The 13,920-nt window shown below is 72.1% G+C and carries 11 protein-coding genes and 1 pseudogene; 8 read left to right on the top strand and 4 right to left on the bottom strand.

The annotated features are described in order from the left end of the window. Positions 1 to 167: 167 nt before the first annotated feature. The 6 genes from AMK21_RS28075 (at position 168) to AMK21_RS28050 (ending at position 9,214) form a co-directional block, all read left to right on the top strand. A complete protein-coding gene (locus AMK21_RS28075) occupies positions 168 to 779 on the top strand; it encodes a TetR/AcrR family transcriptional regulator (RefSeq protein WP_199863301.1) in 612 nt (203 codons plus the stop codon). A 162-nt stretch (positions 780 to 941) separates the two neighbouring features. Beyond that, positions 942 to 3,143: a molybdopterin-dependent oxidoreductase gene (locus AMK21_RS28070; RefSeq protein WP_073881972.1), complete on the top strand. Its 2,202-nt coding sequence runs from the start codon at positions 942 to 944 to the stop codon at positions 3,141 to 3,143. Positions 3,144 to 3,282: 139 nt separating this feature from the next. Beyond that, complete coding sequence (locus AMK21_RS28065) at positions 3,283 to 4,692, top strand: CitMHS family transporter (protein WP_073881971.1); 1,410 nt, start codon at positions 3,283 to 3,285, stop codon at positions 4,690 to 4,692. Positions 4,693 to 5,160: 468 nt separating this feature from the next. Beyond that, positions 5,161 to 6,549: an ABC transporter ATP-binding protein gene (locus AMK21_RS28060; protein WP_073881970.1), complete on the top strand. Its 1,389-nt coding sequence runs from the start codon at positions 5,161 to 5,163 to the stop codon at positions 6,547 to 6,549. A gap of 155 nt (positions 6,550 to 6,704) precedes the next feature. Next, a complete protein-coding gene (locus AMK21_RS28055; RefSeq protein WP_073881969.1) occupies positions 6,705 to 8,099 on the top strand; it encodes an aldehyde dehydrogenase family protein in 1,395 nt (464 codons plus the stop codon). A 35-nt stretch (positions 8,100 to 8,134) separates the two neighbouring features. Next, the gene (locus AMK21_RS28050; RefSeq protein ID WP_073881968.1) at positions 8,135 to 9,214 is read left to right on the top strand and encodes a Zn-dependent alcohol dehydrogenase; all 1,080 of its coding nucleotides are present in this window, start codon (positions 8,135 to 8,137) and stop codon (positions 9,212 to 9,214) included. A 4-nt stretch (positions 9,215 to 9,218) separates the two neighbouring features. Here AMK21_RS28050 and ppk2 read toward each other — a convergent pair whose 3' ends face one another. The 4 genes and pseudogenes from ppk2 to AMK21_RS28035 all read right to left on the bottom strand — a co-directional run bounded on the left by ppk2 (position 9,219) and on the right by AMK21_RS28035 (position 12,212). Further along, a complete protein-coding gene (gene ppk2, locus AMK21_RS28045) occupies positions 9,219 to 10,256 on the bottom strand; it encodes a polyphosphate kinase 2 (protein ID WP_234422064.1) in 1,038 nt (345 codons plus the stop codon). Continuing rightward, positions 10,222 to 11,205: a DMT family transporter gene (locus tag AMK21_RS28040; RefSeq protein ID WP_073881967.1), complete on the bottom strand. Its 984-nt coding sequence runs from the start codon at positions 11,203 to 11,205 to the stop codon at positions 10,222 to 10,224. Before AMK21_RS28040 ends, ppk2 begins: the two co-directional genes overlap by 35 nt. A gap of 140 nt (positions 11,206 to 11,345) precedes the next feature. Further along, a pseudogene (locus AMK21_RS36960) lies at positions 11,346 to 11,528 on the bottom strand (hypothetical protein); the annotation flags it as partial. Positions 11,529 to 11,534: 6 nt separating this feature from the next. Further along, positions 11,535 to 12,212, bottom strand: coding sequence for a TetR/AcrR family transcriptional regulator (locus AMK21_RS28035; RefSeq protein ID WP_073881966.1), 678 nt, complete (start codon positions 12,210 to 12,212; stop codon positions 11,535 to 11,537). A 92-nt stretch (positions 12,213 to 12,304) separates the two neighbouring features. Here AMK21_RS28035 and AMK21_RS28030 point away from each other — a divergent pair, with 92 nt between their 5' ends. Together AMK21_RS28030 and AMK21_RS28025 are read left to right on the top strand one after the other, a co-directional pair. Then, a complete protein-coding gene (locus AMK21_RS28030; RefSeq protein ID WP_073882113.1) occupies positions 12,305 to 13,456 on the top strand; it encodes an acyl-CoA dehydrogenase family protein in 1,152 nt (383 codons plus the stop codon). A 97-nt stretch (positions 13,457 to 13,553) separates the two neighbouring features. After that, a complete protein-coding gene (locus AMK21_RS28025; RefSeq protein WP_015607581.1) occupies positions 13,554 to 13,844 on the top strand; it encodes a YiaA/YiaB family inner membrane protein in 291 nt (96 codons plus the stop codon). The last annotated feature ends 76 nt before the right edge of the window (positions 13,845 to 13,920 follow it).

Raw genomic sequence — 13,920 nt, 5'->3', positions numbered from 1 at the left:
CGGATCCGCCGGACAACGAATCCTATGGGACACCGTAGGAATAGAAGGCGGGCGCGTCAACGGCTTCGATCACGCCATTCGGGGGGTCCGGTCACCGGTCCGGGGCGTGGGGTGGCTTCCGAGGGGCTTGCGGAGAGCGCCCGGGAGGTGCACGGCATCATGGGTCCGTGCCCCACCCGAACCCGAACCTCCGCCGCGCCCCCGTGCAGCAGCGCAGCGCCGACCGGCTCGCCCGGATACTCGACGCCTGCGCCGGACTGCTCGACGAGACCGGCTACGAGCAGCTCTCCACCCGCGACGTCGCGTTGCGCGCCGAGGTGCCCATCGGCTCCGTCTACCGTTTCTTCTCCAACAAACGGGCCCTGGTCGACGCCCTGGCGCTGCGCAACCTGGACCTCTACGCCGAGCGCATCACCGCCCGGCTCGGCTCCCTCCCCGCCGAGGACTGGCGCGGGGCGATCGACGCGGTGCTGGACGAGTACCTGGCGATGAAGCGGACCGTGCCCGGCTTCGCCCTGGTCGACTTCGGGCCCCCGTCGCCCGCCGAGGAGGCGTCGGACGACGCCAACCGCCGCCTCGCGGGCCGGCTCGCCGACCTCCTCGCCGGACACCTCGGCCGCCACCCCGGCCCGGAGCTGCTGCGGGCCATCCTGGTGAGCGTCGAGGCGGCGGACGCGCTGCTCCAACTCGCCTTCCGTACGGACCCGTCGGGCGACCCGGCGATCGTCGCCGAGACCCGGACGCTGGTACGGGCGTACCTCGCGCAGATCCTGGACTGAGGGCGCCGGGGGCCTCGGGGGCGGGGTGCCAAGTGCCCGCCTCCAGCACCTCCCCGCCATGCGTACCGGTCGGTATGCTCACCCTGCCGGGTCGCTCGTCCCTCGCCCGGCCGCAAGCGCGCGCCGTCAGCGCCGCCACCGCCGTCGCCCCGGGGAGGGCCCATGTCCCACGCATCCCGTACCGCACCGCGTATCTGCCCCCTCTGCGAAGCCACCTGCGGCCTCACCCTCACCATCGAGGGGACCACCGTCACCGGTGCGCGCGGCGACCGCGACGACATCTTCAGCCGGGGCTTCATCTGCCCCAAGGGGGCGTCCTTCGGAGGCCTGGACGCCGACCCCGACCGGCTGCGCGTCCCGCTCGTGCGCGGGGAGGACGGGGAGCTGCGGGAGGCGACCTGGGACGAGGCGTTCGACCGGATCGCCGCCCGCGTACCCGCCCTCGTCGAGGCCCACGGCCCGCAGGCCGTCGGCGTCGTCCTCGGCAACCCCAACGTCCACACCATGGCGGGCTCCCTGTACCCGCCCCTGCTCCTCGCGGCCCTGCGCACCCGCAACGTCTTCACCGCGAGCACCCTGGACCAGATGCCCAAGCACGTCTCCAGCGGGCTGCTCTTCGGAGACGCGCACGCCATTGCCGTACCGGACCTCGACCGCACCGACCACCTCCTCCTGATCGGCGCCAACCCGCTGGAGTCCAACGGCAGCCTCTGCACCGCCCCCGACTTCCCCGGCCGCCTCAGGGCGCTGCGGAGGCGCGGCGGCACCCTCACCGTCATCGACCCGCGCCGCACCCGGACCGCCCGCCTCGCCGACCGGCACGTCGCGATCCGGCCGGGAGCCGACGCGTTGCTGCTCGCCGCCATGGCCCACGTCCTCCTCCAGGAGAAGCTCGCCGACCCCGGCCCGCTCGCCGAACATCTGGAGGGGGCGGACGAACTCGCCACCGCCCTCTCCGACTTCACCCCGGCCGCGGTCGCCGCCGCCTGCGATGTGGAGGCGGCCACCATCACCGCCCTCGCCCGCGAACTGGCCGCCGCACCCACCGCCGCCGTCTACGGGCGGATCGGCAGCTGCACCGTCGAGCACGGCACGCTCGCCAGCTGGCTGGTGGACGTCCTCAACATCCTCACCGGCAACCTCGACCGCCCCGGCGGTGCGCTGTTCCCCCTCTCCGCGACGGCCCGCGCACCCCGCCCCGCCGCCCCCGGCAAGGGCCCCGTTCCCGGCAAGGGCTTCGCGCTCGGCCGCTGGGCGAGCCGGGTCTCCGGCCACCCCGAGGCCAAGGGCGAACTCCCCACCGCCGCCCTGGCCGAGGAGATCGAGACCCCGGGCGAGGGCCGCATCCGCGCCCTGGTCGTCCTCGCCGCCAACCCCGTCCTCTCCGCGCCCGACGGCGACCGGCTGGACGCGGCGCTCGCCGGTCACCTCGACTTCATGGTCAGCGTCGACCCGTACCTGAACGAGACCTCCCGCCACGCCGACGTCGTGCTGCCCCCGCCGCCGCCCTCGCAGAGCGCCCACTTCGACTTCGCGTTCAACTCCTTCGCCGTGCACAACCAGGTCCGCTACACCCCGGCCCCCGTACCGCTGGAGGAAGGCCGGATGGACGAGAGCGAGATCCACGCCCGACTGATCCTCGCGGTGAGCGGGATGCACGGCGCCCCGCCCTCCGCCGTCGACGACCTCGCCATCGCCACCGCGATCACCAAGGCGGGCGCCCCGAAGGAGCTGGCCGACGAGCTCACCGGCGGAAGCGGCCCCGAACGCCGCCTCGACCTCATGCTGCGGCTCGGCCCGTACGGTCTGACGCTGGAGCAGCTCCTCGCCCACCCGCACGGCATCGACCTCGGCCCGCTGAAGCCCCGCGTCCCGGAGATCCTGCGCACCCGCTCCGGCCGCATCGAACTGCTCCCCGCCCCGATCGCCGCCGACCTGCCCCGCCTGCACCGGGCGCTGGGCGTAAGGCCCGCCCCGCTCGTCCTCGTCGGCCGCCGCCATCTGCGCTCCAACAACAGCTGGATGCACAACGTCGGTTCGCTCAGCGGCGGTTCCAATGTCTGCACCCTCCAGGTCCACCCCGACGACGCGGCACGGCTGGGGCTCGTGGACGGCGCCACCGTACGGATCGAGTCGGCGGGTGGCGGGATCGAGGCCCCCGCCGAGATCACGGACACCGTACGCAGCGGAGTGGTGAGCCTTCCGCACGGCTGGGGCCACAGCCGCCCCGGGACCCGTATGGCGGTCGCCGCCGCCCACCCCGGGGCAAACGTGAACCAGCTGCTCGACGGCACCCTCCTGGACCCGCTGTCCGGCACCGCCGTACTGAACGCCATTCCGGTGACGGTGACCCCGTCCCCGTAACGCCACCGCGTTGACCTGGAGTTTTGCTCGTATTGCTCACGCGTAGACGTCTTGTTGACTCTTCGGGGAGGCCCCTAACGTCGTCCGGACCGACCGCCGAGACCGGTGGGAGTTCAAGGACGAACGTTAGGTATCCCCCATGCTGACAATCCTCGGCTTCGCCATGATCGCGACCTTCCTGGTCCTGATCATGACGAAGAAGATGTCGCCGATCGCGGCGCTGGTACTGATCCCCGCGCTGTTCTGTGTCGCCGTCGGACAGGGAGCGAAGCTCGGCGACTACGTCATCGACGGCGTCGGCAACCTGGCGCCGACCGCCGCCATGCTGATGTTCGCCATCGTCTACTTCGGCGTGATGATCGACGTCGGCCTCTTCGACCCGATCGTCCGGGGCATCCTGCGGTTCTGCCAGGCGGACCCGATGCGGATCGTGGTCGGTACGGCGGTGCTCGCCGCGATCGTCTCGCTGGACGGCGACGGCTCCACCACCTTCATGATCACGGTCTCGGCGATGTATCCGCTCTACAAACGCCTCAAGATGAGCCTCGTCGTGATGACCGGTGTGGCGGCCACGGCGAACGGCGTCATGAACACCCTTCCCTGGGGTGGCCCCACCGCCCGCGCCGCGACCGCGCTCAAGCTGGACGCCGCCGAGATCTTCATCCCGATGATCCCGGCGCTGGCCGTCGGCCTGCTGGCCGTCTTCCTGCTCTCGTACGTGCTGGGCCTGCGCGAGCGCAAGCGTCTGGGCATGCTCACGCTGGACGAGGCGCTGGTAGGGGAGCCGGAGCAGGAGGCCGTGCCGGCGGGGGCGGGCGGCGCCGGGGAGGACCGTCCGCGCAAGGCGTCCGGCGGCTCGGCTTCGGCGGGCCTCACGCAGGACGATGACGAGGAGGACGAGGAGGAGTTCAAGGGCCTCGACCCGAACCGCTCCACCCTGCGGCCCAAGCTCTACTGGTTCAACGCCGGTCTGACCATCGCCCTGCTGACCGCCATGATCATGGAACTGATGCCGATCCCGGTGCTCTTCCTCCTCGGCGCCGCCCTCGCGCTGACCGTCAACTTCCCCCACATGCCCGACCAGCGGGCCCGGATCGCAGCCCACGCCGACAACGTCCTCAACGTCTCCGGCATGGTCTTCGCCGCCGCCGTCTTCACCGGCGTCCTCACCGGCACCGGTATGGTCGAGAGCATGGCCGACTGGGTGGTCGGGGCCGTCCCCGACGCGATGGGTCCGCACATGGCCATCGTCACCGGGCTGCTCAGCCTGCCGCTCACCTACTTCATGTCGAACGACGGCTTCTACTTCGGCGTCGTCCCCGTGCTCGCCGAGGCCGGAGCGGCCCACGGCGTCTCCCCGCTGGAGATCGCCCGCGCCTCCCTGGCCGGCCAGGCGCTGCACATGTCCTCGCCGCTGGTCCCCGCCGTGTACGTGCTCGTCGGCATGGCGAAGGTGGAGTTCGGCGACCACACCCGCTTCACCGTCAAGTGGGCGGTGCTCACCTCGCTGGTGGTGCTCGGGGCAGGCATCCTCTTCGGCACGATCTGATGTCACCGGCGCCGATGGCCCCGATGCCACCGACATCCTCACCGCCTACCCGCCGGTCGGCGAGCACCGGGGGATCGCCCCCGGCACTGCTGCTCAGCCCGCGGGCCGCCGCCACCATCGCCTGCCGCCTGGTGATGACCCCGATGCTGCGGCCCCGTTCGCCCTGCTCGGCGGCCTGCTGCTGGCGGCGGCGGGGCTGGGCCTGCGCGGCGGACGAGCGGCCCGGGCCTCCTCCGCACCGGCGGAGCCCATGCCCGTACGCGACCGGGAAAAAGGGAACAGGTTGACCACGCGTCCCTGGCCAACCGGAACCGCGTCCGCGACACAGCCCCACCCAACCCCGTACGCCCCACACGTCCCAACCTTCGCGCGAGTCATTCCCACACCCCGCCCGGTGGGCTAACTTCCCTCCACAGCCGCTCCCCACCGCGACGTACACCTCGTACACCTTCATCCCGGGGACACCTCATGACGCGCGCCATCTCCCTGCACCACGTCAGCAAGAGCTACGGCCGGGACCGGCGTGCCGTCGACCGGTTGACGCTCTCCATCGACCCCGGCGAGTTCGTCGTCCTGCTCGGCCCCTCCGGCTGCGGCAAGTCGACCGTGCTGCGCATGATCGCGGGGCTGGAGGAGATCAGCGAGGGCGAGCTGCTGCTCGACGGCGAGTTCGCCAACCACATGCCGCCGCGGACACGCGGTATGGCGATGGTGTTCCAGAACTTCGCGCTGTACCCGAGCATGACGAACCGCGCCAACATCGGCTTCCCGCTGAAGCTGGAGAGCCCGCGCGAGGACAACAGCGCACGGATCGAGGCCACGGCCCGGATGCTCGGCGTCGAGCACGTACTCGACCGCTACCCGGCTCAGCTCTCCGGCGGCGAGCGCCAGCGGGTGGCGATGGGCCGGGCCGTCTCCCGCAGGCCCTCCGTCTTCCTGATGGACGAGCCGCTCTCCAACCTGGACGCCAAGCTCCGCAGTCATCTGCGCGCCGAGATCGCCCTGCTCACCAGGGAACTGGGCGTCACCACCATCTACGTGACGCATGATCAGGCCGAGGCGATGTCCCTCGGGGACCGGGTGGCCGTGATGCGCGGCGGCGTCCTGCAACAGGTCAGCCCGCCCAGGGAGGTCTACGCGCTGCCGGAGAACGTCTTCGTGGCCGCGTTCATCGGCACCCCGCGGATCAACCTTCTCCAGGCCGTCGTCCACGCCCCGCTGGAGGGGCGGATGTCGATCGACCTCGGCCGGCAGCGCCTCGCCCTGCCCGAACCCCTCAGCCCCGACCACCAGTTGCTCCGCATCCAGCAGGGCCGCCGGATCATCGTCGGGCTGCGTTCGGAGGCGGTCCGGATCGCCCCGCCCAGCCATGCCCGCCCTGGCGAGGTGGCGCTCAGCGGGATCGTGGAGCACGTCGAGTACCAGGGGCACGAGGCGCTGGTCCACCTCAACACGGGTTCGCAGGCCGCCATCGTTCCGGACCTCGAATCGGCCCAGCCCCGCGCCACGCCCCGCCGCCGCAGAGCCGCGGCGGGCCGTTCCGGCGGCAGCCAGGGCGGCCTCGGCGGCTTCGGAGGCCTCGGTGTCCTGGACCGGCTGAAGGGGCGGGCCGGGGCGCGGATCAGCGGCCCGGTCGTCGCCCTCGACGAACCCGCCCCGGAGCCCACCGCGGTCCGCAGCCCGGACCGGCCCTCGGTGATCGCCGGTGACCTGGTGGTGCGCACCGGCCCCGACATGCGGCTGCGGACCGGCGGCCAGGTGCCGCTGCTGGTGGACCTGGCCCACCTGTACGTCTTCGACCACTACGGCCGCCGCATCTGCCCGCTGCCGCAGGACGTGCCAGGGCTGGACGGCTGAGGCTTCCCCCTCGGACCGGGCGCGTCTCCCGGCGTGACCGGCGTCTCCGGAAGCTCCCTGGCGCCGGAAAACTAACGGCGCTAGTTTGGGGGCGGGTGCGAGGGCACCTCGTACCCGCCAGAGCGCCGGCACAGCCCGTCCGGGAGGAAACAGCCATGAAGGCCCACGACCAGATGTACATCGGCGGCGCGTGGCGGCCCGCCATCGGCCAGGACACGATCGCGGTCGTGAACCCGGCCGACGAGCAGCTCATCGGCCACGTGCCGGCGGGCACGGCCGAGGACGTCGACGCGGCGGTGAAGGCCGCCCGCGCCGCGTTCCCCGGCTGGGCCGCCACCCCGCCCGCCGAACGCGCCGCCCGGCTCTCCGCCCTGAGTGACGCGCTGGCCGCCCGCAAGGACGAGCTGGCCGAGACGATCACCGCCGAGCTGGGCTCGCCGCTGCCGCTCTCGCAGATGGTCCACGCGGGCGTCCCGGTCCTGGTCGCCGCCTCGTATGCCGAACTGGCCGCCTCGTACGCCTTCGAGGAGAGGATCGGCAACTCCACCGTCCTGCTGGAGCCGGTCGGGGTCGTCGGCGCGATCACCCCCTGGAACTACCCGCTCCACCAGATCGTCGCCAAGGTCGCCCCCGCGCTCGCCGCCGGCTGCACGGTCGTCCTCAAGCCGGCTGAGGACACCCCGCTCACCGCCCAGCTCTTCGCCGAGGCCACCGAGGCCGCCGGGCTGCCCGCCGGGGTCTTCAACCTCGTCACCGGCCTCGGCCCGGTCGCCGGCCAGGCGCTCGCCGAACACGAGGGCGTCGACCTGGTCTCGTTCACCGGATCGACCGCCGTCGGCAGGCAGATCGGCGCCACCGCCGGAGCCGCGATCAAGCGCGTCGCCCTCGAACTCGGCGGCAAGTCCGCCAACGTGATCCTGCCCGGCGCCGACCTCGCCAAGGCGGTGAACGTCGGCATCGCCAACGTGATGACCAACTCCGGCCAGACGTGCAGCGCCTGGACCCGGATGCTGGTCGACTCCGAGCGGTACGAGGAGGCCGTGGAGCTCGCGGCCCACGCCGTCCTCAAGTACGCCCCCGGCGAGCGGGTCGGCCCGCTCGTCAACGCCAAGCAGCAGGCCCGGGTGAGCGGTTACATCCGCAAGGGCATGGAAGAGGGCGCGCGGCTGGTCGCGGGCGGCCCCGACGCGCCCCTGGAGACCGGCTACTACGTCAGCCCCACCGTCTTCGCCGACGTCACCCCGGACATGACCATCGCCCAGGAGGAGATCTTCGGCCCGGTGGTCTCGATCCTCCGCTACGAGGACGTGGACGACGCCCTCCGTATCGCCAACGACACCGTGTACGGGCTCGCGGGAGCCGTGTGGGCGGCCGACGACGAGGAAGCGGTGGCCTTCGCCCGCCGGATGGACACCGGACAGGTCGACATCAACGGCGGCCGGTTCAACCCCCTGGCCCCCTTCGGCGGTTACAAGCAGTCCGGCGTCGGCCGCGAGCTGGGTCCGCACGGTCTGGCGGAGTACCTCCAGACCAAGTCGCTCCAGTTCTGAACGCCCGCATCCCTCCCCGTACAAGGAGTCTGCTCGTGGTCCGCGCCGCCGTACTGCCCGCCGTCGGAGCTCCGCTGGAGATCACCGACATCGTCCTGCCCGAGCCCGGCCCCGGCCGGGTGCGCATCGCGCTCGCCGCGGCGGGGGTCTGCCACTCCGACCTGTCCCTGACCAACGGCACCATGCGGGTGCCGGTGCCCGCAGTCCTCGGCCACGAGGGCGCCGGTACGGTCCTGGCGGTCGGCGAGGGCGTCACGCATGTCGTCCCCGGCGACGGCGTGGTCCTCAACTGGGCGCCCTCCTGCGGCGCCTGCTTCCACTGCGGGATCGGCGAGGTCTGGCTCTGCGCCGACGCCCTGAAGGGGACCGCCAACCTCCACGCCCGTACGGCCGACGGCACCGACCTCCACCCCGGCCTCAACGTGGCGGCCTTCGCGGAGGAGACCGTCGTCGCCGCGAACTGCGTCCTCCCCGCCCCCGACGGCATCCCGCTCACCGACGCCGCCCTCCTCGGCTGCGCGGTCCTCACCGGCTACGGGGCGATCCACCACAGCGCCAAGGTCCGCGAGGGCGAGAGCGTGGTCGTCTTCGGGATCGGCGGCGTCGGCCTCGCCGTGCTCCAGGCGGCCCGGATCGCGGGCGCCTCCCGGATCATCGCGGTCGACGTCTCCCCGGCCAAGGAGGAGCTGGCCCGGCAGGCGGGAGCCACCGACTACGTCATCGCCTCCGCCACCACCCCGCGCGAGATCCGGAAACTCACCGGCGGCCAGGGCACGGACGTCGCCGTGGAGTGCGTCGGCCGGCCCGCGACCATCAGGGCCGCCTGGGAGTCCACCCGGCGCGGCGGACGTACGACGGTCGTCGGGATCGGCGGCAAGGACCAGGAGGTCACCTTCAACGCCCTGGAGATCTTCCACTGGGGCCGGTCCCTGACGGGCTGCGTCTACGGCAACAGCGACCCGGCCCGCGATCTGCCGGCGCTGGCCGACCACATCCGCGCGGGCCGCTTCGACCTGTCGATGATGGTCACCGAACGCATCGCCCTGGACGGCATCCCCGCCGCCTTCGACAACATGATCGCGGGCAAGGGCGGCCGGGCACTGGTGGTCTTCTAAGCGCTCAGAAGTCCGTCGTCCGGGACGTCGACGTCACCGGCCCCAGCAGCCGGGCGTCCATCTCGCCCTCCTCGAACAGCCGGGAGGCCGGGCCCACGATCAGCGGGTCCGGCACCCCGACCACCTCCGGGTCCTTGCCCGGGTAGTCGAAGCGGTCCAGGACATGCCGCATCGCCTCCAGCCGGGCCCGCTTCTTGTCGTTGCTCTTCACCACCGTCCACGGCGCGTCGGCCGTGTCGGTGTGGAAGAGCATCAGCTCCTTGGCCTCGGTGTACTCGTCCCACTTGTCCAGCGAGGCCAGGTCGACGGGGCTCAGCTTCCACCGCCGTACGGGGTCGATCTGCCGGATCATGAACCGGTTGCGCTGCTCGTTGCGGGAGACGGAGAACCAGAACTTCACCAGGTGGATGCCGTCCCGGGCGAGCATCCGCTCGAACCCGGGCGCCTGGTGCATGAACTCCAGGTACTCACGGGTCGTGCAGAACCCCATCACCCGCTCCACCCCGGCCCGGTTGTACCAGGAGCGGTCGAACAGGACGATCTCCCCCGCGCTCGGCAGATGCGCCACGTACCGCTGGAAGTACCACTGGGTGCGCTCACGCTCGGTCGGCTTCTCCAGCGCCACTATTCGGGCACCACGCGGATTGAGATGCTCGGTGAACCGCTTGATCGTGCCGCCCTTGCCCGCCGCGTCCCGCCCCTCGAAGAGGATCACCAGCCGCTCGTCGCGCTCCTTCACCCAGTGCTGGAGCTTCAGCAGCTCGATCTGGAGGGCGCGCTTGGCGTTCTCGTAGTCGCGGCGCCGGAGCTTGTACGCGTACGGGTAGTCCTCCCGCCACGCGTCCCGGGCGTGGCCGTCCGGCTCGACCAGGACCGGGTCGTCGTCACCGCTGTCGGCCACGCGGAAGCCGTCGAGGTACGGCCCGCCGTAGCGGGCCGCCCGCGCGGCCTCCTCGCGGGCGGCCTTCTTCTTCGTCCCGTAACGGTCGTCACTGCTGCTACGGCCGCTACGGTCGCCGTGCTCCCCGGTACTCCGCGTCATGACGGTTTCCCTCCACCGGCCGGGCCGGATTTCCGCGTGTGGGCCCAGTCTGCTGACGGCTCCGGGAGACCGCCACCCCGGCCAGGCAGAGCAGCCCGCCGAGAACACCGAGCAGGGTCGGCACCTCGTCCAGCAGCACCCACGCCATGAGCACCACGATCGCCGGCACCGCGTACGTGGTGGCGCCCATCCGGCCCGCGGTGGTCCGGGCCAGCGCGTAGCCCCAGGTGGTGAAGGCCAGCGCGGTCGGGAAGACGCCCAGGTAGATCATGTTCAGCGTGGCGGACATCGGCGCGTCGGCCGCCTCGGAGATCAGCACCCCGGTGAACGGCAGGCAGGCGACAGCGCCGATCAGGCAGCCGAAGGTGTTGATCTGGAGCGAGGAACCGTACGCGAGCGCCGGCTTCTGGCTCACCACGCCCAGCGCGTACACCACGGCGGCCAGCAGGCAGAGCGCCACGCCCAGCACGGACGAGCTGCCGTGCCCGGACATCGCGAGGCCGACGACGACAGCGCCGGAGAACGAGATGCCCATGCCCAGCAGCAGGCGGCGGGGCAGCCCCTCGCCGAGCATCCGGGCGCCCATCAGCGCCATCAGGATCGGCCCGATGTTCACCAGCATCGCGGCCGTCCCGGCGTCGACCTCCTGCTCGCCCCAGTTGAGCGCCACCATGTAGAGCCCGAACCACAGCACCCCGGACGTGATGATCCCGCGCCAGGCCCCGCGTCCGGGGAGCCCCTCGCGGCGCACGAGGAGGATCGCCCCGAGCACCAGCACGCCCGACAGCAGCCGCCCGAGGGCCAGGGCGCCGGGGGAGTAGGCCTCGCCCGCACTGCGGATGGAGACGAAGGCGGAGGCCCACAGGACCACGGTGGTGCAGGCGGCGGCGGTGGCGCGCCAGGATCGGGCGGGGGCGGATTCGGCCGGGGCGGCCGAGGTCGTCGTCATGGCCACGACCGTAAAGCCGAAACGCTTCGTCCCCCACCGAATTGCCGGGGACCGTCAATCGACGGGCCGCCCCTCCCGGCTCGCCCGCGCCGGGCAGCACGTGCGAGGCCAGCTCCTCCAGCAGGTGCGCGACCCTCTCACCGGGCCGGCTCCCCGGCGGTCCAGGCCCGGCCGTCGAGCAGGGCGAGGCAGAAGGAGGCCCGGGTCCCGTCCGCGAGCAGGGCGGCCGGCGCGGCGAGGCGCGTCGCGGTGGCGTCATGCGGGCGGGCCCACGTCGGGCGGCCGGCGGCCGGCGGGTCGTGGTGAACGGTCCATGGGCCCAGGGCGCGTCAAGGACGGTTGGGCGCCCGCCGAACCGTTTCCGTGGGCCGCGCGTACTCCTCGTACTGGAGCGCCAGCCCGTCCAGCAGCGCCCGCAGCCCCGTCTCGAACGCCCCCTCGTCGACCTGGCGGCGGTGGTCGGCCAGCAGGTGCGCCTGGCCCAGGTGCGGGTAGTCGGCCGGGTCGTACGCACTCTCGTCGTCGACGAAGCCCCCGGCGAAGGAGCCCAGCGCTGACCCGGTGATGAAGTACCGCATCAGCGCCCCGATCCGGGTCGCCTGCGCCGGCGGCCACCCCGCCCCCACCATCGCCCCGAACACCGCGTCGGCGACCCGCAGCCCCGCCGGGCGGCGCCCCGGGCCCCGGGCGAGGACCGGGACGATGTGCGGGTGCGCGGCGAGGGCGGCCCGGTAGGAGAGCGCCCAGTCGTGCAGGGCCTCCCTCCAGTCGCGGGGGTCCGACGCCTCGAACATCGACAGGTCGACCTGTACGGAGACGGCGTCGGCGACCGCGTCGAGGATCTCGTCCTTGTTGCGGAAGTGGTTGTAGAGCGATGGCCCGCTGACCCCCAGCACGGCCGCCAGCCGGCGCGTGGAGACGGCGTCGAGCCCTTCGGCGTCCACGAGCGCGCTCGCCGCCTCGATGATGCGGTCTCTGCTGAGGAGGGGCTTGCGCGGTCGGGCCATGCGGCTCATAGTAGGCGCTGCGAACAAGAAACTAGCAGTGCTAATTAAGTGGTCCACGAGAAGTGGTGGACGAGAAGGTGGGGTGGCGCGCGATGAACCTGGAGCTCAGCCAGGAGCAGGAAGCCGTCCGGCGGCTGGCCGAGGAGTTCGTGGCCCGTGAGGTCACGCCGCACGCCGTCGCCTGGGACCGGGCCGAGAACGTCGACAGGTCGATCGTGAAGAAGCTCGGCGCGCTCGGCTTCCTCGGCCTCACCGTCCCCGAGGAGTACGGCGGCTCCGGCGGCGACCACCTCACGTACTGCCTGGTCACCGAGGAGCTCGGCCGCGGCGACTCCTCCGTGCGCGGCATCGTCTCCGTCTCGCTCGGCCTGGTCGCCAAGGCCATCGCGTCCTGGGGTGGCGAGGAGCAGAAGCGGCAGTGGCTGCCCCGGCTCACCTCCGGCGAGGCGATCGGCTGCTTCGGCCTCACCGAGCCCGGCACCGGCTCGGACGCCGGGAACCTCGCCACCAGGGCCGTACGCGACGGCGGTGACTACGTCATCAACGGCACCAAGATGTTCATCACCAACGGCACCTGGGCCGACGTCGTTCTGCTCTTCGCCCGTACGAACGACGCACCCGGCCACCGCGGCGTCTCCGCTTTCCTCGTCCCCACCGACACCCCCGGCCTCGCCCGCCGCACCATCCACGGCAAGCTCGGCCTGCGTGGCCAGGCCACCGCCGAACTGGTCCTTCAGGACGTCCGCGTACCGGCCACCGCCCTCCTCGGCTCCGAGGGCAAGGGCTTCACCGTCGCCATGTCGGCCCTCGCCAAGGGCAGGATGTCGGTCGCGGCGGGCTGCGTGGGCATCGCCCAGGCCGCCCTGGACGCCTCCGTTCGGTACGCCGGTGAGCGCGAGCAGTTCGGAAAGGGCATCGCCGGCCACCAGCTCGTCCAGGAGCTGCTCAGCGACATCTCCGTGGACGTCGAGGCGGCCCGGATGCTCACCTGGCGGGTCGCCGACCTCGTCGACCGGGGCCAGGAGTTCGCCACCGCCGCCTCCCAGGCCAAGCTGTACGCCTCCGAGGCCGCCGTCCGCTGCGCCAACAACGCCATCCAGGTCTTCGGCGGCTACGGCTACATCGACGAGTACCCGGTCGGCAAGCTGCTCCGCGACGCCCGCGTGATGACGCTCTACGAGGGCACCAGCCAGATCCAGAAGCTCATCATCGGCCGCGCGCTGACGGGAGTCTCCGCGTTCTGACCGCAACCGCCGCCACCCCGGCTCGCACGCCTGTCTGAGTACCCGGCTGAGTACGCGCACGGATGTGGCGCACGCCACGTCGGCGGATGCTGAGCCCATGAGTGACACGACATCGGTCAAGCAGCAGAGCACCGCCGCCTTCTACGGTCAGGCCGTCGCCTCCTTCCTGGTGGCGATGGGCGCGGTGGCCCTCGGTATCTTCTTCCTCGACGCCGACGCCTGGGTGCGCGGCTTCCTCGCCATCGGGGTGCTCTACCTCGTGACCTCCTGCTTCACCCTGGCCAAGGTGATCAGGGACCGGCAGGAGGCCGGGCAGATCGTCAGCCGGGTCGACCAGGCCCGCCTGGAGAAGATCCTCGCCGAGCACGACCCCTTCCAGAAGCTCTGAATCCGCACCGCCCCATGAGACGCCCCTAAGCGCTTGCTCAGGTTCGGGGTATGGTGTTCGTCCTGTTGACGGAGAG

The organism is Streptomyces sp. CB00316 (assembly GCF_001905595.1).
Lineage (GTDB): Bacteria > Actinomycetota > Actinomycetes > Streptomycetales > Streptomycetaceae > Streptomyces.
The sequence above is the reverse complement of the archived record's forward strand: the minus strand, read 5'-3'. Positions and strand labels throughout refer to the sequence as shown.

What these genes read in the sequence shown, in the direction of transcription:
- AMK21_RS28035 (WP_073881966.1), bottom strand. Translation starts at nt 12,212, where the DNA reads ATGGCCCGACCGCGCAAGCCCCTCCTCAGCAGAGACCGCATCATCGAG.
- AMK21_RS28070 (WP_073881972.1), top strand. Translation starts at nt 942, where the DNA reads ATGTCCCACGCATCCCGTACCGCACCGCGTATCTGCCCCCTCTGCGAA.
- AMK21_RS28040 (WP_073881967.1), bottom strand. Translation starts at nt 11,205, where the DNA reads ATGACGACGACCTCGGCCGCCCCGGCCGAATCCGCCCCCGCCCGATCC.
- AMK21_RS28055 (WP_073881969.1), top strand. Translation starts at nt 6,705, where the DNA reads ATGAAGGCCCACGACCAGATGTACATCGGCGGCGCGTGGCGGCCCGCC.
- AMK21_RS28065 (WP_073881971.1), top strand. Translation starts at nt 3,283, where the DNA reads ATGCTGACAATCCTCGGCTTCGCCATGATCGCGACCTTCCTGGTCCTG.
- AMK21_RS28030 (WP_073882113.1), top strand. Translation starts at nt 12,305, where the DNA reads ATGAACCTGGAGCTCAGCCAGGAGCAGGAAGCCGTCCGGCGGCTGGCC.
- ppk2 (WP_234422064.1), bottom strand. Translation starts at nt 10,256, where the DNA reads ATGACGCGGAGTACCGGGGAGCACGGCGACCGTAGCGGCCGTAGCAGC.
- AMK21_RS28025 (WP_015607581.1), top strand. Translation starts at nt 13,554, where the DNA reads ATGAGTGACACGACATCGGTCAAGCAGCAGAGCACCGCCGCCTTCTAC.
- AMK21_RS28060 (WP_073881970.1), top strand. Translation starts at nt 5,161, where the DNA reads ATGACGCGCGCCATCTCCCTGCACCACGTCAGCAAGAGCTACGGCCGG.